The organism is Garicola koreensis, assembly GCF_014195445.1.
In the GTDB taxonomy this organism is placed as follows: Bacteria; Actinomycetota; Actinomycetes; order Actinomycetales; family Micrococcaceae; genus Nesterenkonia; species Nesterenkonia koreensis.
In genome coordinates, this window is sequence record NZ_JACIBT010000001.1 from 1,024,417 (window position 1) to 1,044,607 (window position 20,191).

Genomic DNA, 20,191 nt, shown 5'->3' on the forward strand with positions numbered 1-20,191 from the left:
CCTTCAGATGTTGATCTAGCGGTCGATGCTGCTGGCACGGCGCTGGACCAGTCACTGTCTGAGCCTATCCCAGAAGTGAGGCGCGAGTCACTGCTGTGAGGAGCTCACCGAACCTGATTCGGACTCGGTGTCCAGATCATCGGCTGCTTCATCGTGATCTTCACCCTCGTCTTCACCGTTGTCGGCAGACTCGAGATCATCCTCACCGTCCTCGGTCAGCGCCTGGGGGCTGCGCTGCGGGGAGCCGGCGGTGTAGATGTGCAGCTCCTCGGCCAGCGCCTCGTCGGTCCGCGGGCGGCGGCTGAAGAGCCAGACCAGCGCAATGACGGCGGCGAGGAAGATCAGCACGGCGATGATCTGATTGAGCCGCCAGTCCAGGCCGATGACCTCCAGGGGGTACTGGGTGGATTTGGCCGCCTCATCCACGCGCAGCGATTCGACCCAGAACCGGCCCAGCCCGTAGTAGGCCACATAGGTCCAGGCGAGCAGGCCCTGCTTGAAGTGGAACCGTCGGTAGAGCAGGATCAGCGCCACGAAGCCCAGCAGGTTCCACAGTGATTCGTAGAGAAAGGTGGGGTGGAAGGTGGTGAGCTCACTGGCGCCGTCGGGCAGCGCCTGGTGCTGCTGGTCGGTGTCGATCTGCAGGCCCCAGGGCAGGTTGGTGGTGGCCCCGTAGAGCTCCTGGTTGAACCAGTTGCCCCAACGGCCCACGGCCTGGGCGAGGATCACACCGGGCACGATCGCGTCGGCGAAGGCGCCGAACTTGATGCCGCTGCGGCGGCAGAAGATCCACACTGCCGCTGAGCCGGCGGCCACCGCGCCGATGATGCCCAGGCCGCCCTCCCAGATCTGGAAGATGCCCAGAATGTCTCCCCCCTCGCCGAAGTAGGCGTCGGGAGAGCTGAGCACATGGTAGATGCGGGCGCCGACGATGCCGAACAGCACTGCCCACAGCATGGCGGAGAACACGTCGTCGCTGCTGCCGCCGCGCGATTTCCACAGCCGGGTGGCCACAACGACGGCCAGGACGATGCCCAGCATGATCGCCAGCGAGTAGAAGGCGATGAAGAAGGGACCAGGAAGGTCAATGCCGCGCAGAGGCGGGGCGGGGAAACCGGCGGAAATCATGCCGGCAAACCTATCAGATCTGACTGTGCCAAGGTCCTAGGGATCTTCAGGATGTCGGCTCAGGTGCACGATCGCAGCCGCCATCCCTCCCCACACTGTCACCAGGGCCACAATCATCATCACGATTGCTGCAGTATCCATCTAGACCGTCTCCTTTCCAGCTTCGTCCTGGTCCGGGTCCTCCTGGTGCATGGCGGAGGCGCCGCGCCAGGGAATCAGGCTCAGTGCGACCGAGGCGACGATCACCACGGCCAAGGACCCCCAGCCGAAGGTCACCAGGACCCAGGTGTCGAAGCCGCCGTAGCCTTCGGTGATCTTGTCGGTGATGTCCATCACCAGCAGCACGCTGAGCACCACTGGCAGCACGATGCCCAGCAGGGTCTTCCAGATGGGGCCGACCTTGAAGGAGCCGAAGCGGTTCAGCGCTGCGGCCAGCGAGTCCAGGCGGCGGAAGACCCAGGCCACCATGACCACGGCGATCAGGGCGCCGCCGACGATTCCGATGTTGTTGGAGAAGGCGTCGACCACATCCAGGATGGTCACTCCGGAGACGCCGCCGATCAGCACGATCGAGATGATGGCAATCAGCCCGCCGACCAGTGCGACGGTCTTCACCCGGGACCAGCCGGTCTTGTCCTTCACCGCAGAGATGACGACCTCCATGATGGAGATCTGCGAGGTCAGCCCCGCCAGGGTGAGTCCGCCGAAGAACAGCACACCGATCAGCGCCGAGGCGGGCGCCTCGGAGACGATGGTCGGGAAGGCAACGAAGGCCAGTCCGAGCCCGGAGGAGGCGACTTCGTCCACGGCGGTGCCGCCGGCCACAGCCAACATGCCCAGGGCGGCGAAGACGCCGATGGCCGAGAGCAGCTCGAAGGACGAGTTGGTGAAGCCGACCACCAGGCCGGAGCCGGAGGTGTTGGACCTGCGCTTCAGATAGGAGGCGTAGGTGATCATGATGCCGAAGCCGACCGACAGGGTGAAGAAGATCTGTCCGTAGGCCTGGATCCAGACCGTCCCGTTGGTCAGTGCGCCCCAGTCCGGGGTGAAGAGTGCGTTGAGCCCTTCGGCCGCGCCCTCAAGAGTCAGCGAGTAGCCCACCAGCAGGATGAACATCAGGAACAGCAGCGGGATGCCGATCATCGAGACGATGGTGATTCCCCTGCGGACGCCGGTGGCCAGCGCGACCAGCAGCACGGCCCAGACCGCAATCAGCGGCCAGCCCACCTGCGCGACGAAGTCCACTGAGATGCCGGTGCCCTCAGTGCCGCCGGCGTCGTACTGGAGGAACTCGTTGAAGAAGAAGCCCTCAGCGTCGTCGCCCCAGGCTTGGGTGAGGGAGAACCAGGTGTACATGGCGGCCCAGGCGATGATCGCCGAGTAGTAGATCGCGATCAGGAAGCAGATGCCCACCTGCAGCCAGCCGATGGTCTCCGCCTTGGGGTGCAGGCGCTTGAACGCCAGCGGCGGGGATCCGCGGAACTTATATCCGATGGCGTAGTCAAACAGCAGGATGGGGATTCCCGCAGTCAGCAGGGCGATCAGATACGGGATGAGGAAGGCGCCGCCGCCATTCTCATAGGTGATGTAGGGGAAGCGCCAGATGTTTCCCAGACCGACGGCGGAGCCGATGGCCACCAGGATGAAGGCGTTGCGTCCGGTGAAGCTCTCGCGCAGGCGCGGCCTGCGCGGCGAGCCGACTGATTCACTCACTTGTATTGCCCCCTCGGGTCATCTGCCAGTAAGTTGTGCGGCCGTCCTGCCCACCGCTTCCGGACCCCCGTCCCGCAGCGCAGCAACCAAGACTGTGCCGACGATCACACCATCAGCATACCTGCTAATCTCCTCCACGTGTGATCGACTCGACACGCCCAGGCCCACACAGACTCTCGCCGCCCCGGCGGCCTTGGAGGCCTCAACCACCTGGACTGCGGCGTCAGAGACGGCGTCGCGGGTGCCGGTGACGCCCATCAGCGAGACTCCGTAGACGAATCCGCGTGAGGCCTCAGCGATCATCGCCACCCGTTCGGGGCTGGAGGTGGGTGCGGAGAGGAACACTCGGTCCAGGTCGTGGGCCTCGGCGGCGGCGATCCATTCGGCGGCCTCATCGGGGATCAGGTCCGGGGTGATGGCGCCGGCTCCCCCGGCCGCAGCCAGTCGGCGGGCGAACTCGTCGGGACCCATGCGGTCGATGATGTTGTAGTAGGTCATCACCAGCACTGCGGCGTCAGTGGCTTCGACGACCGCTTGGACGATCTCGAAGACCTCGGCGATGCGGAAGCCGCGGGCCAGCACCTCGGTGGTGGCCTGTTGGATGACGGGACCGTCCATGACCGGGTCCGAGTAGGGGATGCCGATCTCGATGACGTCGGCGCCGTGCTCCGCCAGGGCCACGGCGGCGGCGATGGACTGTTCCTTGTCCGGGTAGCCGGCCGGCAGGTAGCCGATGAAGGCGGCCCGGCCGGCGGCTGTGGCCCGGTCGATGGCTGCGGCTGTTCTGCTCATGCCTGCACTCCTGTCGACGGCGCCTGGGAGTCCTCGTCCGGCGGCAGCAGATCGAACCACTTGGCTGCCGTGCCCACGTCCTTGTCGCCGCGGCCAGAGAGGCTGACCACAATGACGCGGTCGGATGCGGCCTCGCCCCATTGGGCCGAAAGCCGCACAGCACCGGCCAGTGCGTGGGCGGACTCGATGGCGGGGATGATCCCTTCGGTGCGGCACAGGGCTTCGAAGGCACGCATCGCCTCAGCGTCGGTGACCGGTTCGTAGGTGACGCGCCCGGCCTGGGCCAGATGCGCATGCTCCGGGCCGACTGAGGGGTAGTCCAGCCCGGCGGAGATGGAGTGGGATTCGATGGTCTGACCGTCGTCGTCCTGCATCAGGAAGCTGCGGGCACCGTGGAGCATGCCCGAGCGCCGCAGGGTGATGGCCGCTGCGTGCCGGCCGGACTCCAGACCTTCGCCGCCGGCCTCGTATCCGTAGAGCCCGACGCCGGGATCGTCGAGGAACCCGTGGAAGAGCCCGATGGCGTTGGAGCCGCCGCCCACACACGCCACCACAGCCTCCGGCAGCCGGCCGACGGCGTCCAGGATCTGCTCGCGGGCCTCGTCGCCGATGACCTGGTGGAACCAGCGGACCATCTCCGGGAAGGGGTGGGGTCCGGCCACGGTGCCCAACACGTAGTGGGTGGTGTCCACACTGGCGACCCAGTCGCGCAGGGCCTCGTTGATGGCGTCGGAGAGCGTCTGGGAGCCGTGCTCCACCGGCACCACTTCCGCACCCAGCAGGTTCATCCGGGCCACGTTCAGTGCCTGACGCCGGGTGTCCTCGGCTCCCATGTAGACCACGCACTCCATGCCCAGCAGCGCTGCGGCCGTGGCGGTGGCCACTCCGTGCTGGCCCGCCCCGGTCTCGGCGATGAGTCGGGTCTTGCCCAGCCGCTGGGCGATGAGCGCCTGGCCCAGAGCGTTGTTGATCTTGTGGCTGCCGGTGTGGTTGAGGTCCTCGCGCTTGAGGAAGATCCGGGCGGAGCCGGCCTCTGCGGCGAAGCGGGTGGCCTCGGTCAGCAGCGAGGGCCGGCCGGTGTAGTCGCGGCTCAGCCGTTGGTACTCGGCGACGAAATCCGGGTCGGCCTTGGCCTTGGCGAAGGTCTCGGCCAGCTCGTCGAGGGCCTCGACCAGCGACTCGGGGATCCACCGGCCGCCGAAGTCGCCGAAGTAGGGTCCGGGTGCTTCTCGGTAGCTCTGCGCGGTCACATGGCCTCCTTGGTCAGGCTCGCGGCCCGAAATTCTCGAACGGCCGACTCGGGGTCGCCGTGGCGGACCAGGGCTTCGCCCACCAGGACGGCGTCCGCGCCCTGGGCGGCATAGTCGCGCACCACAGCGGGGCCGTCGACCCCGGATTCGGCCACGCGGACCGCGTCGGCGGGCAGGTGCCGGGCCATCGCTGAGTAGTGGTCGACGTCGACGTCGAGGGTCTTCAGGTTGCGCACGTTGACCCCGACGATCGTGGCGCCGGCGCTGACCGCGCGCCCGATCTCCTCCTCCGTGTGGGCTTCGACCAGGGCGTTCATGCCCAGCTGGTGGGTCAGGGCCATGTAGTCGCGCAGCTGGGCGTCATCCAGGGCCGCTGCGATCAGCAGCACCAGGTCGGCCCCGTAGGCGCGGGCCTCGTAGAACTGGTACTCATCGACCATGAAGTCTTTGCGCAGCACCGGGATCTGCACTGCGGCGCGGACGGCGCTGAGATCGGCCAACGAACCGTTGAAGCGCCGCTGCTCGGTCAGCACGGAGATGACGCTGGCCCCGCCGGACTCATAGGCGGCCGCCAGGGCCGCAGGGTCGGTGATGGGCGCCAGGGATCCCTTGGAGGGGGATGAGCGTTTGACCTCGGAGATGATGCGCACCCCGGCCTCGTCCGCACGGCCGTTCTGCAGCGCCGCGTGGGCGTTGAGGGCAGGCGCCGCCTCGGCAGCTTGTCGGCGCATTGCGTCCAGGCCGACGCTCAGCCGTCGCTCGGCGAGGTCCTCCCGCACTCCGGCGATGATGGAGTCGAGCACTGTAGCCATTCAGCGGACGCTGGGTTCGGGCTGGCGCGTCTGCGCGGCGCCGGGGGTCTGCTGGCCGGCGGCCGGGCCGCTGTGCTCGCGCGGATTGCCGCCCCGGCGCAGCACCGCGTTGGCGTCCATCTCCACGCCGTAGCCCATCCGCTTCATCATCACACCCACGACGATGGCGACCGGCATCAGCGCAGCCCCGATCCAGATCAGGATGGCCCACTGGCTGGACCAGGCCAGGCCGATGAAGCCGACGGCGGCCAGCACAGAGCCGATGATGACGATGATGCACAGCGCCCATGCCGCCGGGGTGGAGCCGTGGCCGATGTGGTCGTGGTGGATGAACTCATCGGCGGCCTGCGGCTTCTGCTCCACGTCGCGGACGGTGGCCCTGGAAGCAGCTGTCTGACTGGTCGCCATTGGTGTTCTCCTTGAATTCTCTGCAGGGTGGTTGAAAAGAGCAGGGTGGTTAATTCTGCAGTCCATTCTGCCATGACCCGCCGACGTGGCGAATCAGCAGGCGCCCTAACTGCGCTCGGTGAGGTCGTCGCCTTCGCTGAGGCTGTCCCACAGGTCGTACTCGTCCGGCTCAGCAGTGTCTTCTGCGCCGCTGCGGCTGTACTTCTTCGACGCCTTCCGGTCCGGCCAGCGGTGGCCGACGCTCAGCAGCGCCGCCGAGGACCCCAGCATCAGCACCGCACCCGCCGCGGCGATCCAGGCGCCGAAGCCCAGCTGATAGTTCTGCGCCGTCGTCGTGGTTCCGGTGAACTCTCCCACCACCGTCTCCGCCGCTCCGGCGGGATCGATGAGCGCACCCACTGAGGTGTAGAGGGCCATTGCGGCGGCGATGACCAGCAGTCCGGCGATGATCCGGCGGCCGGTGCGCCCGGCGATGGTCACAGCCAGGGCGCCGGCCAGTCCCACCAGGCCCATCGCGGCAACCGTGTCGGCGGCCTCAGAGCCGGAGACGGAGACCGTCGAGACGGAGGAGGTCTCTCCGAGCCCCTCAGCGGAGACCCACGTCATGGTGGTGGAGAGCATCAGCGCGGCAGCACCGATCAGCGCGGTGAGGACCACATTGCGACGACTGAGCATCAAGCACCGCCTTCCGATTCGTCGTCCCAGCCCGGTGAGAACAGCAGTACGGCCAGGGCCCCGCTGATCAGCACCACGCTTCCGGCCAGACCGGCCCAGAGGCCGACGCCGAGGGTATGGACATCACCGTCTGCGCCCAGTCTGGACAGTGCCGGGGCCGCAGCCTGTGCCGGGTCGAGCATCGCGACCACGGCAGCAGCCAGGGCGATCAGTCCGCCGCCCAGCAGCACTGCCGCCAGGGCTCCCCGCACCCAGCGGCGGGCCATGGTGATCAGCACCCCGCCGATGACGCCGATCACCCCGATGGTGCGCACCAGCGTGGTCATCTCCGCACCGGAGAGCGAGACGGCGGACTGACCGCCGCCGACGCTGACCCAGGTGAGCACCGAGGAGATCAGCAGCAGCACCGCCCCGGCCTGGAGGACCAGGATGGTGTTGCGGCGCTGGAAGAAGTGGGCGAGGTGGCCGATCATGTCAGCCTCCCTGCCGCCAGGACTGCCCGCAGCGGGGCGGCGGCCTTGTTGACGGTCTCCAGGCGCTCGGCGTCCTCGTCCGAGTCGGCGACGATCCCACCGCCGGACTGCACATACGCTCGCCCGCCCGCCAGCACGGCCGAGCGGATGGCGATGGCTGCGTCCATGCGCCCGGAGAGGTCGAAGTAGCCGACCACTCCCCCGTAGACGCCGCGGCCGGTGGGTTCCCACTGGTCCAGCAGCTGCAGGGCGCGCGGCTTCGGCGCCCCGGAGAGTGTTCCGGCGGGAAAGGTCCCCGCCAGCGCGTCGAAGGAGGAGGCGCCCGCCGCCAGCTTCCCCTGGACGTGACTGGTCATGTGCATCACGTGGCTGAACTTCTCCACCGCCATGAACCGGGTGACCTCCACGGAGCCGGGCTCGCAGACTTTGGCGAGGTCGTTGCGCGCTAAGTCCACCAGCATGAGGTGTTCGGCGCGCTCCTTTTCGTCGGCCAGCAGCTCGGCGGCCAGTTCGTCGTCCTGCACCGGATCTCCCCCGCGGGGCCGGGTGCCGGCGATGGGGTGGGTGATCACCCGCTGCTCGGCGTCCACCGTCACCAGCGCCTCCGGTGAGGCGCCGACCACCTGGTAGGGCTCTCCGTCGGGGGTCTGGAAGTGCATCAGGTACATGTAGGGGCTGGGGTTGAGCAGCCGCATCATCCGGTAGACCGCCAGCGCGTCCACACTGGTGGCGACCTCGAACCGGCGCGAGATCACGATCTGGAAGACCTCACCGTCGACGATGGCCTGTTTGGCCCGCGTCAGCGTCGCCAGGTACTGCTGCTCGTCCCAGGTGTGCTCGACCTTGGTCGCCAGATCGGCCTCGACCAGCTCCCCCCAGTCCTGTGGGGCGGCTGAGACTTCCGCGGCCAATGGCTCATCCAGTGTGGCACGCATGGCGTCCAGGCGGGCGAGCGCGTCGTCATAGGCTGCGGCCGCACCGGTGGCCCGGCCGTCGCGGTTGATCGCATTGGCGATCAGGGTGACCGTCCCGTCACGATTGTCGTGCACCGCTAAGTCTGAGATCAGGTTCATGGCCAGCTGGGGCAGCCCGACGTCGTCGACGGGCCCGCCGGGCAGCCGCTCCCACTGCCGGACCACGTCCCACCCGGCGTAGCCGACCAGCCCGGAGGACAGGTGCGGCAGCTGCCGGGTCAGGGCCCGGCCGTGATCGCCGGTGAGGAACTGAAGTGTCTGCTGCAGGACCTCGGCGGCGGTTCCGGACTCGGGGGCGCCGGCCGGAGGGTCCCCGATCCAGTGGGCGCGGCCGTCCTTCTCCGACAGGGTGGCCGCCGAGTTGACGCCGATGAAGCTGTGCCGGTCCCAGGCGGCCCCGGGGGCCGCCGACTCCATCAGGAAGGTGCCCGGCTCCCCCGCGGCCAGGGCGCGATAGATGCTCAGCGGTGTGTGGCTGTCGGCCAGCACCTGCACCGAGACCGGAATCACCCGGTGATCGGCCGCCAGGTCGAGGAACTCCTCCCGGGTGGGTGAGACGACGCCGAATTTATGCATCCCCGACCTCCAGCTCACGGTCGGTGAAGCAGGTGGGCGTTCCGGTGTGGCAGGCGGGTCCGGTCTGATCGACCTGCAGCAGCACTGTGTCGCCGTCGCAGTCGAGGCTGAGGCTGCGCACCTGCTGGATGTTGCCTGAGCTCTCACCCTTGACCCACAGTCTTCCGCGCGAGCGTGACCAGTAGGTGGCCCGCCGCGAGTTCAGGGTGGCCTCCAACGCCTCGGCGTTCATCCAGGCCAGCATGAGCACGTCCCCGGAGTCGGCCTCCTGGGCGATCACCGGTACCAGTCCGTCGTCGTTGTAGCTGACCTGCTCCAGTGTGCTCATCGGACGCTGTACCCCGCCTGCCGGATCTCGTCCTTGACGCGGGCGATCATGTCCACCGGTCCGAAGTGGAAGAGGCTGGCCGCCAGCACGGCGTCGGCCCCGGCGGCGATCGCCGGCGGGAAGTGGCTGGGGTCCCCGGCTCCGCCGGAGGCGATCAGCGGCACCCGGGTCACCGCCCGGGCTGCGGCGATCAGCTCAAGGTCGAAGCCGGCTTCGGTGCCGTCGGCGTCGATGGAGTTGAGCAGGATCTCGCCGACCCCGCGCTCTGCGGCGTCGACGCACCACGCCAGCGCGTCGATGCCGGTGGAGGTGCGCCCGCCGTGGGTGGTGACCTCGAAGCCGGATGCGACGTCCGCAGACCGTGCCACATCGGCGCTGAGCACCAGCACCTGGGAGCCGAACCGGGCGACGATCTCGTTGATCACCTCGGGCCGGGACACTGCTGCGGTGTTGATGGAGGCCTTATCGGCGCCGGATCGCAGCAGGGTTGCCACATCTTCGGCGGTGCGGACTCCGCCGCCGACGGTCAGCGGGATGAACACCTCCTCAGCGGTGCGCGAGACCATGTCATAGGTGGTCTCCCGGTCGCTGGAGGAGGCGGTGACGTCTAGGAAGGTCAGCTCATCGGCACCGGCCTGGTCATAGCGTGCGGCCAGCTCCACCGGGTCGCCGGCGTCGCGCAGGTTCTCGAAGTTGACCCCCTTGACCACCCGGCCGCTGTCGACGTCGAGGCAGGGGATCACACGTACGGCTAGGCTCATGATCAGATCCTGCACGCGTGGATCGTGGAGACCAGGATGGCGCGCGCACCCAGGTCGTAGAGTTCGTCCATCAGCTGGTTCGTGCGCTTGGCCGGCACCATGGAGCGCACTGCCACCCACCGCTCATCGGCCAGCGGGGAGATGGTGGGCGATTCCAGTCCGGGGGTCAGCGCCATGGCTTCGTCCAGGTTCTCCCGGCGGATGTCGTAGTCCATCATCACGTACTGCCGGGCCACCAGCACCCCGCGCAGCCGGCGGATCAGCCGCTGGGTGTCGCGCTCGATCGCTTGGGCGTCGTCGTGGGGCTTGCCGTTGCCGGCGATCAGGATGGCCTCCGACTCCATGATCGGGGCCCCGAAGGTCTCCATGCCGGCGGCCTTGAGCGTGTTGCCGGTCTCGACCACATCAGCGATGGCATCGGCGACGCCCAGGCGCACCGAGGATTCCACGGCGCCGTCGAGGTGGACGACCTCCACGTCGTCGATCCCCTGGGTTGCGAACCAGTTGGAGAGCAGTCCGTCATAGGTGGTGGCCACGCGTCGGCCGGCCAGCTCCTCGGCCGCCGTGAAGCTGCCCCGCGGGCCGGCGAGCCGGAAGGTGGAGCGGCCGAATCCCAGCCCCATGATCTCCTGGGCACCGGTCTCCACTGAGGCGTCCTGAAACAGGTCGCGGCCGGTCAGGCCCAGGTGCAGGATCCCCGAGCCCACATAGACGGCGACGTCGCGGGGGCGCAGGTAGAAGAACTCGACTCCATTGACCTCGTCGACCAGGACCAGCTCGTTGCGGTCGCGGCGCTGCAGGTATCCGGCCTCGGAGAGCATATCCATCGCCGATTCGGAGAGCGATCCCTTATTCGGCACGGCGACCCGAAGCGTAGTGCGTGGTTCAGACATGGGGTGGGTGTTCCTCACAGGTAGCGGTAGATGTCCTCGGGTGTGAGCCCCTTGGCGAGCATCATCACCTGCAGGTGGTAGATCAGCTGGGAGATCTCCTCGGCCGCCTCCTCGCGGCTTTCGTACTCCGCGGCCATCCACACTTCGGCGGCCTCCTCGACGATCTTCTTGCCGATCTGATGGGTGCCGGCGTCCACGGCGACCACGGTCGAGGATCCGGCAGGGCGTTCGGCGATCTTCTGGCTCAGTTCGGCGAAGAGCTCATCGAAAGTTTTCACGCCCTCCAGCCTATGCCTTAAGCGTCCAGCTTCGCGATTTCCACCGCTGCGGACACACCGGCGTGCGCGGCTTCGAACCCCTTGTCCTCGGTGGAGGAGGCCAGCCCCGCCCGGTCCAGCGCCTGCTCCTCGGTGTCGCAGGTCAGCAGGCCGAAGCCCACGGGGGTGCCGGTGTCGATCGCCAGCCGGCTCAGGCCCTCAGTGGCGGCCGAGCAGACGTACTCAAAATGCGGAGTCCCGCCGCGGATCACAACACCCAGGGCGACGACGACGTCGTACTGCCGCGCCGCGTGAGCGGTGATCACCGGCAGCTCGAAGCTGCCCGGGGCCCGCAGCAGCGTGTAGTCGGTGAGGCCGACTGCCTCCAGGAACCGACCGGCCCCGGCGATGAGTCCCCCCATCACCGTGGTGTGCCACCGGGAGGCGACCACGGCCACCCGCAGGCCCAGGTCTTGGGCCGCCGCAGTCAGGTCCTTCAGCTCTGCCTCGCTGATCTGCACAGTGCCGGTGCCGCTCATGGGTGGGCTGCTCCTTCGGTGGTGATTTCGCCCTGCTCCTGCAGCTGCAGGTGATCGAGCATATGGGCCATTCTGTCTCGCTTGGTGCGCAGGTAGCGCGCGTTGTCCCGGTGCACCACTCCGTTGGAGGGCACCTGCTCCACGGTGAGGCCCGTCGCGGCCAGCGCCTGGACCTTGGCCGGGTTGTTGGTCAGCAGCCGCAGCCGGCTCAGCCCGGCACTGTGCAGGATCGCCGCCGCGCCGGTGAAGTCGCGCAGCTCGGCGGCCAGGCCCAGCATCTCGTTGGCCTCCACCGTGTCGGCGCCGTCCTCCTGCAGCTTGTAGGCGCGCAGCTTATTGGCCAGCCCGATGCCGCGGCCCTCATGGCCGCGCAGGTAGAGCAGGTGTCCGCCTTCGCGCTCGATGGTCTCCAGCGCGGAGGTCAGCTGGGTGCCGCAGTCGCACCGGTGGGAGCCCAGCACGTCTCCGGTGAGGCACTCCGAATGCATCCGCACCAGGGGGTTGTCGGTCTCTGCCTGCTGCGCGGAGAGCAGAATGTGCTCGTGGCCGCTGAGATGTTCGGTCCACACCTGGGCGGTGAACACCCCGACGTCGGTGGGCAGGGTCACCTGGGGCCCGCCGGTGACCAGTTTGGCGGCCTCATCGTGGGGCTCCTCCCAGGAGGTCAGGTAGGACTCGCGCACGGCATCGGGGCTGGCGGTGCCGCCGCGGTACTCGATCAGGTCGGCGATGCTGATCAGCGCCAGCTCGTGGGCGTCGGCGAACTCCCGCAGCCCGGGCAGGCGCATCATGGTGCCGTCGTCGTGGACCAGCTCGCCGATCACCCCAACCTCCGGGTATCCGGCCAGCCGGCACAGGTCCACTGCGGCCTCGGTGTGCCCGTCGCGGCCCAGCACCCCCTCGGCGTCGGCGATCAGCGGGAATATGTGCCCGGGCCGGGTCAGCTGCTGCGGGCCGGTGCCGGGATCGGCCAGCGCCCGCGCGGTGATGGACCGGTCCTCGGCGCTGATGCCGGTGGAGGTGACCGCCGCGGCGTCGCAGCTGATGGTATAGGCGGTCCCCTTGGGGTCCTGGTTGCTGCGCGTCATCGGCGGCAGGCCCAGGTGCGCCGCCCGCTCAGCGCTCATTGGTGTGCACAGCACCCCCGAGGTGTAGCGGATGGTCATCGCCATCAGCTCTTGGCTCGCCACTGCCGCGGGGAAGATCAGGTCGCCCTCGTTCTCCCGGTCAGCATCATCGACGACGACGACGGGCCGGCCCTGGGCGAGCTGGTTCAGGGCCACCTCAATGGGGTCGAGAATCGGCGCCGGGGTGTTCGGTGGGGTCACGGCGAGCAGGGCAGCGTCGTCGTCGTGCTCGATGACCTGTGTGCTCTGGGTGCTCTGTGTGCTCTGGGTGCTCTGGGTGCTCTGGGTGCTCTGGGCATCGAAGTTCAGCATCCGGCTGACGTATTTGGCCAGCACGTCGACTTCGATGTTGGCACCGTCGCCAAGTTGCTTGCCCCCCAGGGTGGTCTCGGCCAGCGTGGTGGGGATCAGCCCGACCTCGAACCAGGCCGCGCCGGCGTCCTCGCCGACCTCGGTGATGGTCAGGGAGACACCGTCGACGGCGATGGAGCCCTTCTCTGCGATGAACTTGGCCACCTGGGCATCCACGCTGAAGCGGTGCCGGCCGTCGTTGTGGTCGCGCTCGACCAGTGTGGCCATGCCGTCCACGTGGCCCTGGACCACATGGCCGTCCAGCCGCGCACCGGCGGGCAGGCAGCGCTCCAGGTTCAGCCGGTCACCGGCGGTCAGCTCGCCGAGGGTGGTGCGCTTCAGGGTCTCCTCGATCACCTCGACGGTGATCTGCTCGCCGGCGATCTCCACCGCGGAGACGCAGACCCCGTTGACGGCGATGGATCCGCCCAGCTCGAGGTCGGCGGTGTGGCCAGCGGCGTCGAAGGTGAGCCGCTCGACTCCCTTGACCGGGTCGGCGGTGCGCTCGAGGCAGCGACCGGTGCCGGTGATGATTCCGGTGAACATATCAGTGGTCTCCTTTCGGCCCGGCCGGGGCAAGGTGGATGCAGACGTCGTTGTCCAGCAGGGTGACGGGGCCGCCGTCGGCGGTGTCGAGTTCGCAGCGCAGCCCCTGGGCCAGCGTGGTGACGCCGATGTCGGCCAGGCTGGCTCGTCCGGCTCCCAGGAGCAGCGGGGCGGTGTAGACGAAGATCTCATCGACCAGGCCCGCGGCGAAGAACGCCGAAAGCACGCTCTGGCCGCCTTCGACGAGCACGTGCCGGACCGGGTGGCCGCTGTGGCCGGTGGCCGCCAGGGTGCGCAGCGCCTGCAGCGGCTCCCGGGTGCGCAGCTGCATCCATCCCTGACCTTCGGGTCTGCCGGCAGTGAGCTGCGCTTCTGCGGGGGTGGGCCGAAGACCCATCACGCAGCGCAGCGGCTGGTGCGGACTCGGTTCGCCGTCGTCGTCGCGGGCGTTGAGGCGGGGATCGTCGACCGCCGCCGTGTTGGTGCCCACGAGGATCGCGTCCACCCGCTGCCGGATGCGGTGGGTGTGGCTGCGGGAGGCCGCTGAGGTGATCCACTGGCTGGTGCCGTCGGCCGCGGCGATGCGGGCGTCCAGGCTCTGCGCCATGTGAACGGTGACGAAGGGTCGGCCCTGCTGCTGGGCGAGGGTCCACCGGTGGTTGAGCCGCTCGGCTTCGGCTTCCAGCACCCCAACGGTGACCTCGGCTCCGCGCTGGCGCAGCAGCTGCGCTCCCCCGCCGTTTGCAGTCGGGTCGGTGGTGGCGCAGATGATCGTGGTGATGGCCGCTGCCTCGATGAGTTCGGTGCAGGCGGGTTGGCGGCCGGCGTGTCGGCAGGGCTCCAGCGTCGTGTAGAGCGTGGTGGAGGAAAGGTCGGTGTACCCGGCCGCGTATGCGGCGGTGATGGCATCGCGCTCAGCGTGGAATGTTCCGGCTCCGCGGTGGTGCCCGGTGGCGATCACTGTGCCGTCGTCGTCGGTGATGATCGCTCCGACCAGGGGGTTCGCTCCCCGGTGGCCCAGCTCTGCGGCGTCGAGGGCGGCCTGCATGAGCGGCTGGTGGCCGGTGGTGGCGCAGATGTGGGCGTTGCCCAATGGACAGTCTCCTTCTGTGCTCCTCCCATCCAGACTCTGACTGTCGGTACCGGATTTCCACCGGTTCAACCAGTGCGCTTCGCACTGGGTCGCGGACTGTCACCGCCGGTTCGGACTTTCACCGATCCCGTAAGCACGTAGAAACTATCTTGCCACAGAAAGAACGACGCCCGGAATCGTCATGACTCCGGGCGTCGTTCTTCAGCTGCGAGCGGATGACGAGATTCGAACTCGCGACCCCCACCATGGCAAGGTGGTGCTCTAGCCAGCTGAGCTACATCCGCAAGAGGGTTCTACCCCTCGTGCGCGATACTGGGATCGAACCAGTGACCTCTTCCGTGTCAGGGAAGCGCGCTACCGCTGCGCTAATCGCGCCTATGCATTTGTGTGCAGGCCCGGCGTCCCGGACCCAGCGAGGTGGGGACGGGAATCGAACCCGCGTACACGGCTTTGCAGGCCGTTGCCTCGCCATTCGGCCACCCCACCGGGCTCCTGCGAGCGGATGACGAGATTCGAACTCGCGACCCCCACCATGGCAAGGTGGTGCTCTAGCCAGCTGAGCTACATCCGCAGCGCCGACTTTCCAGCAGCCGGTCGACGACATGACACTTTAACTCAGTTTCGACGAGCGAGTCCAATCGCTGCTCAGCCGTCCCGGCAGACTGCGCTCACGTCCGGGGTCCGTGGGAGACTGCTGGACTATGACCGACCCCCAGCTTGCTCACGCCACCGAGTTCGGACGCATGTACTCACGTTCGCTCACCAGCGCTCCGGAGGTTCCCTCGATCACCACGGTGATCGCCCAGGAGGCCAAGGACTTCACCGGCTGGGCGGGCCATATGGCCACTTCCGAACTGATCAGCGACGCCAGGCTCAACGGCGCCGTGGGTTCTGCCGCGGATCTGCGCAGACTGGCGCGGGAGGCCTCCTCGGCGGCGGAGCGGTTCCGCGATGCGGCTGCGGCGCGCGGGGACCGGGTTCACGCCTATGCCGAGCAGCTCGCGCTGTCGGCCCTGGGGTCTGCCGCCGACCCGGACGGCGCCCGAGCCGCACTGGCGCAGCGTGGGGAGTCCCGTTTTGCTGATCGTCTGGACGAGTGGTGGCAGCTCTATGGGGTGAAGCCGGTTGCCGCTGAGGTCACGGTGTGGAACCACACGGTGGGGTATGCGGGCACGCTGGATCTGGTGGCTGAGATCGGCGGACGGCTGTGCATTCTGGACTTTAAGACGAAGGGCCTGACCCGAGACGGCCGGGCGAAGCCGCTGAACGATTCGGTGGTGATGCAGCTGGTGGCCGGATTTCGCGCCGAGGAGGTGCTGGTCGACGCCGCGGCCGGGTCGTGGGAGCCATGGCCGTACGCCGAGGCGGAGGTGGAGCCGGTACTTCTCGCTGTGGCGGTCTCTGAGGCGGAGGTGGTTCCCATGCAGGCGGACTCCTCGAGCCTGCGCACGCATTGGCGGAAGTTCTGGGCGCTGCGGCAGGTGTGGGAGCACGCGCGCACCTGCGCCGAGTCGGGCCGGGCGCTCAACCCGGTCGGCCCGCCGCCGGCCTCCGTTCCGGCCGGCCCTTAGGGACCGAGTCAGATACTGAGTCAGGGGCCCCGCCAGTTGCCGGCGTCGTCGTACTGGTCGGCGAAGACTTCAGGGGGCCGGTCATCGCCTTCTATGGTGAAGGGCCCGTTGCACCCCCATTGGGCATGGTCCTCGCATTGGCCGGAGACGTGGCGGGCCTGGGTGCGCCAGATGTCGGCTTGCCCCGGTGATGCAGCGACTGTGGTGGAGTCGGCGATCGGAGTCCAGGTGCCGCCAGCGATGCGGTACTCACCGGTGAAGGTCGTGGTCAGGTCCACGTCGTATAGTCCGGTCTCCTGATAGACGTGAGAGGTTGGGGTCTCCACGTCGGTGAGGGCCGAGCCGCTCGCTGCTTGATCAGCGGTAGAGCTGCCGGGAGACGCTGTGGTGCGCGTAGCGCCATCACCGTAGTCGAAGTGGTAGTCGACGGGCACAGCACGGATTTCGACGTCGATGCCGAGCATGTCCCGCTGGAACGATTGGTCCTCGACATCAGCAAAGACATTGGTGTGACGGTTGATAAAGCCGAAGCCCAGCAGATCCTCTTCGAACTGGACCGACCCACCGTCGATCGGCAGTGTGGTGAACTCCTCAGACACAAGCCCCGGGATCTGCTCGATGATGACAGAGATATCAGGCTCACCGTCGCTCTCCCCCGTCTCCTCCGCGAACTCAACAGCCTCCTCAATGACCGGGCCCTCCGCGATTGGCTCCGGCGTCTCGTCGAAGCAGACGGGAGCAAGGCTCGATTGCCCTTGGCTCCTCGCAACTTCTGACGTGACAGCACAAGGCTCAGACGAAGCGGTCAGGTTAATTATCGCTTGACAGGCTTCATCAACGGTCCAGGTGATCGCTCTGCAGTAACTTGCCGTAGCGCCATCTTCACCCGGTGGCAGTGGATTTGTAGCCTCGGTGCCCTCCGCATTCCCAGCCGGGGGCTCTGAACCGGGATCTCGGGGGAAAGTAACAGGGTTGTCGGGGATTCGCCGCGCGCCGGGTGTTTGGATCTCCTCGGTGGCGCCCTCCTCGCTCTCTGCCCCCCGAGTACGCTCCGAGGGGCGAGTCTCACGAGATAGTTGCACCTCCACCGCGTCTTCTTCAAAGTACGCATCCAGGCCTGGAGGTGGCTCATTCCCTGACGCGGCCGCACTGACGCCTCCAATCATAATTAGGGTACTGGCCGCCAAAGCGGTTAGTGAGGAACGGAGTCTCACAGCTATTCCCCCTCTTCGAACTGGCGTACGTCGTCTGCGTCAATCCCCTCATCCGAGGTGCCCAGATGGGAAAAATCGAAGGCCTGCCACCGGCCATCTTGAAAACGGAAGTCCAATCCAAATATGTCTAACTGCTCCCGGGACCGCCCACTTTGAAGTTCCCCTTCCCAGTAGGATTGGAACTCAGATTCATCCAAAGCAAACAGGCCAGAGACTATCGCTTCCCCTTCTTGCCGGACATATTCTTCCTCGACTGTGCTTGGGACTTCCTCGACGTACCAACCTTGAGGGTAAACCTCCTGCAACCGCTCAACCTGTACAGCACAAAGCTCGCAGTCGGGAAGCGACACGTACTCCAGCACCTCCACGTCGCCGGTGATGCGGGCATGGTGGCGGGCGTCGAACCAGTATTGAATCAGCGCTTCTGCGCCTTCTTCAGTCGGCTCGTAGATTGCCTCGGGAATTTCAGGCTCAGGCCAATTCTGCGCTGGACCCTCCGACGATGCCGGGATCGGCTCAGCTTCATCGGTTTCGTCTTCGCCTGGCTCAGATGATTCGCCGGATCCTTCCTCCGCAGTAGACGCTGTAGGCGACACTTCCGTCGGCGGCGGAGCCGACTCCAACACCGTAGGCTGCGATCCACCAGCGCCCCCGCCGCAGGACGCCAGGAGAGAACCTAGTCCGATCAGACCGGCGGCGGTGAACCAGGAACGCCTCCCGCTCGACCACCCACCTCTGTCACCCGGCGGCTTACTGCGAGTAACACCTTTTCGTCGGGTGGCTGCTTCTCTGCTCACTACGAGTTCACGTTCCTGAAACGGTTTCCGAATCCAGCCACAAAGATGAGTGTGACTGAGGCCACTCCTTACGCTAATGCCTTGAGGTCACATGCGCCAGAGGAAGTTTGGGGCTGTGGATAAGTAGGCGGGCGGCAAATTGCCGAGCTAGCCACAGTCATTCATTCACATCAAACTAGAATATATGTTCGCAAATGCATTGACTCCGAGAGTCATTCGAAGATATAATCGAATCATGGGCACGGATGAGAACAGTCCCTCCGGCATCACCGGCGGAGACGACCAATCGGAGAAGGCTTCCGGGGCTGGAGCTGCAAGCGACCAGCCCGAGCCTCCGGAGCTCCGTGACCCAAAGACTCGGGTGATCTGGGAAGCCGAATACGCGGCACGCATAGCTGAGGCCAACAAACTTGTCACTCTCATGAAGTACATCGACTCCCAGACCGATGAGACGCGTCGCGAAGTGCGAGCAGACTACGAAAGTCTTCAAGCCCGTGAGGCTTCCCCCGAAGCTCTTCGTTTATGCGCCCAACAGTCCGAAAATGCCGTAAGAACGGCTGAGGATGCGGCCATAATGTGTGCGGCAGACGCGCTCAACCTGTCTGAACATCACGTCACGAGTCTGCACATTGCTGCCGAAAGCGCACGCACACAGTTGCCCAAAGTCTGGCAAGCATTCCGCGAAGGAAGAATTACCTGTGGCGCGCTGCGCAGCATTGCCGGCACCTTGAACAAGCCGCTCAAGGAAGGCACCATCGAAAAGCTTGATGAGAAGGCACCCGCGTATGCCGAGACTCACCGTCCAGGACAGCTCAATGATTGGCTGCGGCGCTTCATCGCGAAGGTCGAACCCATCGGTGCCGCCGAGCGTTTTACGCGAGCGGCGAAGGAGCGCCACGTGACAGTACGGGACCTGGATGACGGCATGAGCCTGCTGACCGCAATCATGCCGACCATGACAGCCCACAGCATTCAGCAGAAGCTCGAAGCCGTTGCGCGATCGCCTCAGCAGGCGATTCCACACAACCCCCTCATCGCCACCCAGATCGATCAGCAGGAACAGCGCCTCGAGCTCACCCGCGCACTCAACCAGTGGATGCATGCGGGTCGCCGCTCTGAGGGAAGCGAGGTCACCCTGATCGATAGTTGGGAAATCGGGCAGGCAGCCCAACACATGGCGCAGGAGCTGCAGGAGGAAAACCTCAATGCACAACAAGTGCCCTTTGCTGACGGACTCCATATCACTGATGGGGCGCCGATAGGCCTGCCCGAAGCACCCGGCCCGAACGAGCGCCCCCGCGAAATGAACACCGACGCGCAAGCTGCTGGACACCTTCCTGAAACGCGGGCGGACGGTGATCCTCGGAACATCAGCCAGCGTGCGCTGGACATGTTCACCGCCTGGCTTCTTGATGGAGGAAGCAGCAACGGGATCGAGATTGAAACTCACATTGGGATTCTGGTCCCCGAAGCAACCCTCAAGGGAACCTCAGACCAACCGGCCATCAGCCGCGACGGACGAGCAGTGATCCCGGGTCCTCATATTCGCGACATGCTCCGAATACAGCATGACAACCTCAAATGGTGCGAACTCGGGACGAACGGAGAACCACCCGGTTCGGCGGAGAGCCCAAGCGATGCCAAGGCTCATGGTGAGGACATCCTCTCTTATCACTCAGTCGGGCGTTACCCGCCTCCAAGACTGCGCACGGCGCTGCAGTTCCGCGACGGTGTATGCGTCGCCGACGGGTGCCGAACGCCCGCCGAACGCTGCGATATCGACCACATCGTTCCCTGGCCGCACGGTGGCACTCACGCGGAGAACCTCCAGGTCCTGTGTCGAAGGCATCATCGGTTGAAGACCGCCGGGTACGACATCAAGAGCCACTACACACAGGCTGCGTGACAGAATT

Annotated in this window: 21 protein-coding genes, 4 tRNA genes and 1 riboswitch; of the genes, 2 read left to right on the forward strand and 23 right to left on the reverse strand. The window is 66.6% G+C overall.

Annotated elements, in window-relative coordinates; all coding sequences use genetic code 11:
- Positions 1 to 87 precede the first annotated feature (87 nt).
- The 21 genes from lgt to FHX47_RS04895 form a co-directional block, all read right to left on the reverse strand.
- Complete coding sequence (lgt, locus tag FHX47_RS04795) at positions 88 to 1,128, reverse strand: prolipoprotein diacylglyceryl transferase (RefSeq protein WP_183357683.1); 1,041 nt, start codon at positions 1,126 to 1,128, stop codon at positions 88 to 90.
- A gap of 36 nt (positions 1,129 to 1,164) precedes the next feature.
- Positions 1,165 to 1,269 (reverse strand): methionine/alanine import family NSS transporter small subunit, encoded by a 105-nt coding sequence (locus FHX47_RS04800; RefSeq protein ID WP_183357684.1) that lies wholly within the window; start codon positions 1,267 to 1,269, stop codon positions 1,165 to 1,167.
- Positions 1,270 to 2,841 carry a sodium-dependent transporter gene (locus tag FHX47_RS04805; RefSeq protein WP_183357685.1) on the reverse strand — a complete coding sequence of 524 codons (1,572 nt, stop codon included), beginning with the start codon at positions 2,839 to 2,841 and terminating at the stop codon, positions 1,270 to 1,272.
- Between the two features lie 18 nt (positions 2,842 to 2,859).
- Positions 2,860 to 3,633, reverse strand: a complete 774-nt coding sequence (gene trpA / locus FHX47_RS04810) for a tryptophan synthase subunit alpha (protein WP_183357686.1) — start codon at positions 3,631 to 3,633, stop codon at positions 2,860 to 2,862.
- Positions 3,630 to 4,883: a tryptophan synthase subunit beta gene (gene trpB, locus FHX47_RS04815; RefSeq protein WP_343064301.1), complete on the reverse strand. Its 1,254-nt coding sequence runs from the start codon at positions 4,881 to 4,883 to the stop codon at positions 3,630 to 3,632. The genes trpA and trpB overlap by 4 nt, the downstream gene beginning before the upstream one ends.
- Positions 4,880 to 5,695, reverse strand: coding sequence for an indole-3-glycerol phosphate synthase TrpC (gene trpC, locus FHX47_RS04820; RefSeq protein ID WP_183357687.1), 816 nt, complete (start codon positions 5,693 to 5,695; stop codon positions 4,880 to 4,882). Before trpC ends, trpB begins: the two co-directional genes overlap by 4 nt.
- Positions 5,696 to 6,103 (reverse strand): HGxxPAAW family protein, encoded by a 408-nt coding sequence (locus FHX47_RS04825; RefSeq protein ID WP_183357688.1) that lies wholly within the window; start codon positions 6,101 to 6,103, stop codon positions 5,696 to 5,698.
- A 105-nt stretch (positions 6,104 to 6,208) separates the two neighbouring features.
- Positions 6,209 to 6,778 carry a Trp biosynthesis-associated membrane protein gene (locus FHX47_RS04830; RefSeq protein ID WP_183357689.1) on the reverse strand — a complete coding sequence of 190 codons (570 nt, stop codon included), beginning with the start codon at positions 6,776 to 6,778 and terminating at the stop codon, positions 6,209 to 6,211.
- Positions 6,778 to 7,251, reverse strand: coding sequence for a Trp biosynthesis-associated membrane protein (locus tag FHX47_RS04835; RefSeq protein WP_183357690.1), 474 nt, complete (start codon positions 7,249 to 7,251; stop codon positions 6,778 to 6,780). Before FHX47_RS04835 ends, FHX47_RS04830 begins: the two co-directional genes overlap by 1 nt.
- Entirely contained in the window at positions 7,248 to 8,801 is a 1,554-nt protein-coding gene (locus tag FHX47_RS04840; protein ID WP_183357691.1) for a chorismate-binding protein, read from the reverse strand. The genes FHX47_RS04835 and FHX47_RS04840 overlap by 4 nt, the downstream gene beginning before the upstream one ends.
- The gene (gene hisI / locus FHX47_RS04845) at positions 8,794 to 9,129 is read right to left on the reverse strand and encodes a phosphoribosyl-AMP cyclohydrolase (RefSeq protein ID WP_183357692.1); all 336 of its coding nucleotides are present in this window, start codon (positions 9,127 to 9,129) and stop codon (positions 8,794 to 8,796) included. The genes FHX47_RS04840 and hisI overlap by 8 nt, the downstream gene beginning before the upstream one ends.
- Complete coding sequence (gene hisF, locus FHX47_RS04850) at positions 9,126 to 9,890, reverse strand: imidazole glycerol phosphate synthase subunit HisF (protein ID WP_183357693.1); 765 nt, start codon at positions 9,888 to 9,890, stop codon at positions 9,126 to 9,128. The genes hisI and hisF overlap by 4 nt, the downstream gene beginning before the upstream one ends.
- Positions 9,891 to 9,892: 2 nt before the next feature.
- On the reverse strand, positions 9,893 to 10,783 hold the full coding sequence (gene hisG / locus FHX47_RS04855) for an ATP phosphoribosyltransferase (protein WP_183357694.1): 891 nt from the start codon (positions 10,781 to 10,783) through the stop codon (positions 9,893 to 9,895).
- A 14-nt stretch (positions 10,784 to 10,797) separates the two neighbouring features.
- The gene (locus FHX47_RS04860; protein WP_183357695.1) at positions 10,798 to 11,061 is read right to left on the reverse strand and encodes a phosphoribosyl-ATP diphosphatase; all 264 of its coding nucleotides are present in this window, start codon (positions 11,059 to 11,061) and stop codon (positions 10,798 to 10,800) included.
- Between the two features lie 17 nt (positions 11,062 to 11,078).
- The gene (gene ribH, locus FHX47_RS04865; RefSeq protein ID WP_183357696.1) at positions 11,079 to 11,579 is read right to left on the reverse strand and encodes a 6,7-dimethyl-8-ribityllumazine synthase; all 501 of its coding nucleotides are present in this window, start codon (positions 11,577 to 11,579) and stop codon (positions 11,079 to 11,081) included.
- Positions 11,576 to 13,603 carry a 3,4-dihydroxy-2-butanone-4-phosphate synthase gene (gene ribB, locus FHX47_RS04870; RefSeq protein ID WP_183357697.1) on the reverse strand — a complete coding sequence of 676 codons (2,028 nt, stop codon included), beginning with the start codon at positions 13,601 to 13,603 and terminating at the stop codon, positions 11,576 to 11,578. Before ribB ends, ribH begins: the two co-directional genes overlap by 4 nt.
- A 1-nt stretch (position 13,604) precedes the next feature.
- Complete coding sequence (gene ribD, locus FHX47_RS04875; protein WP_246327913.1) at positions 13,605 to 14,696, reverse strand: bifunctional diaminohydroxyphosphoribosylaminopyrimidine deaminase/5-amino-6-(5-phosphoribosylamino)uracil reductase RibD; 1,092 nt, start codon at positions 14,694 to 14,696, stop codon at positions 13,605 to 13,607.
- A gap of 13 nt (positions 14,697 to 14,709) precedes the next feature.
- A riboswitch (FMN riboswitch) is annotated at positions 14,710 to 14,836 on the reverse strand.
- Between the two features lie 70 nt (positions 14,837 to 14,906).
- Positions 14,907 to 14,980, reverse strand: a tRNA-Gly gene (locus FHX47_RS04880).
- 19 nt (positions 14,981 to 14,999) lie between these two features.
- A tRNA-Val gene (locus FHX47_RS04885) sits at positions 15,000 to 15,071 on the reverse strand.
- Between the two features lie 40 nt (positions 15,072 to 15,111).
- A tRNA-Cys gene (locus FHX47_RS04890) sits at positions 15,112 to 15,182 on the reverse strand.
- Between the two features lie 11 nt (positions 15,183 to 15,193).
- A tRNA-Gly gene (locus tag FHX47_RS04895) sits at positions 15,194 to 15,267 on the reverse strand.
- A gap of 130 nt (positions 15,268 to 15,397) precedes the next feature.
- On the opposite strand from FHX47_RS04895, the gene FHX47_RS04900 reads away from it, so the two are divergent.
- Entirely contained in the window at positions 15,398 to 16,267 is an 870-nt protein-coding gene (locus tag FHX47_RS04900; RefSeq protein WP_183357698.1) for a cytochrome, read from the forward strand.
- A 20-nt stretch (positions 16,268 to 16,287) separates the two neighbouring features.
- Here FHX47_RS04900 and FHX47_RS04905 read toward each other — a convergent pair whose 3' ends face one another.
- A complete protein-coding gene (locus FHX47_RS04905) occupies positions 16,288 to 16,866 on the reverse strand; it encodes a hypothetical protein (protein ID WP_343064302.1) in 579 nt (192 codons plus the stop codon).
- Positions 16,867 to 17,483: 617 nt separating this feature from the next.
- Positions 17,484 to 18,104, reverse strand: coding sequence for a DUF6318 family protein (locus tag FHX47_RS04910; RefSeq protein WP_183357699.1), 621 nt, complete (start codon positions 18,102 to 18,104; stop codon positions 17,484 to 17,486).
- A gap of 409 nt (positions 18,105 to 18,513) precedes the next feature.
- Between FHX47_RS04910 and FHX47_RS10670 the strand changes: the two genes are divergently transcribed.
- Complete coding sequence (locus tag FHX47_RS10670; protein ID WP_221205984.1) at positions 18,514 to 20,184, forward strand: HNH endonuclease signature motif containing protein; 1,671 nt, start codon at positions 18,514 to 18,516, stop codon at positions 20,182 to 20,184.
- Positions 20,185 to 20,191 lie beyond the last annotated feature (7 nt).

Coding starts and splice junctions, on each gene's coding strand:
- hisF (WP_183357693.1), bottom strand. CDS start 9,890: ATGAGCCTAGCCGTACGTGTGATCCCCTGCCTCGACGTCGACAGCGGC.
- ribB (WP_183357697.1), bottom strand. CDS start 13,603: ATGTTCACCGGAATCATCACCGGCACCGGTCGCTGCCTCGAGCGCACC.
- ribH (WP_183357696.1), bottom strand. CDS start 11,579: ATGAGCGGCACCGGCACTGTGCAGATCAGCGAGGCAGAGCTGAAGGAC.
- hisG (WP_183357694.1), bottom strand. CDS start 10,783: ATGTCTGAACCACGCACTACGCTTCGGGTCGCCGTGCCGAATAAGGGA.
- FHX47_RS10670 (WP_221205984.1), top strand. CDS start 18,514: ATGGGCACGGATGAGAACAGTCCCTCCGGCATCACCGGCGGAGACGAC.
- trpC (WP_183357687.1), bottom strand. CDS start 5,695: ATGGCTACAGTGCTCGACTCCATCATCGCCGGAGTGCGGGAGGACCTC.
- hisI (WP_183357692.1), bottom strand. CDS start 9,129: ATGAGCACACTGGAGCAGGTCAGCTACAACGACGACGGACTGGTACCG.
- lgt (WP_183357683.1), bottom strand. CDS start 1,128: ATGATTTCCGCCGGTTTCCCCGCCCCGCCTCTGCGCGGCATTGACCTT.
- FHX47_RS04835 (WP_183357690.1), bottom strand. CDS start 7,251: ATGATCGGCCACCTCGCCCACTTCTTCCAGCGCCGCAACACCATCCTG.
- FHX47_RS04830 (WP_183357689.1), bottom strand. CDS start 6,778: ATGCTCAGTCGTCGCAATGTGGTCCTCACCGCGCTGATCGGTGCTGCC.
- FHX47_RS04900 (WP_183357698.1), top strand. CDS start 15,398: ATGACCGACCCCCAGCTTGCTCACGCCACCGAGTTCGGACGCATGTAC.
- FHX47_RS04825 (WP_183357688.1), bottom strand. CDS start 6,103: ATGGCGACCAGTCAGACAGCTGCTTCCAGGGCCACCGTCCGCGACGTG.
- FHX47_RS04840 (WP_183357691.1), bottom strand. CDS start 8,801: ATGCATAAATTCGGCGTCGTCTCACCCACCCGGGAGGAGTTCCTCGAC.
- FHX47_RS04800 (WP_183357684.1), bottom strand. CDS start 1,269: ATGGATACTGCAGCAATCGTGATGATGATTGTGGCCCTGGTGACAGTG.
- trpA (WP_183357686.1), bottom strand. CDS start 3,633: ATGAGCAGAACAGCCGCAGCCATCGACCGGGCCACAGCCGCCGGCCGG.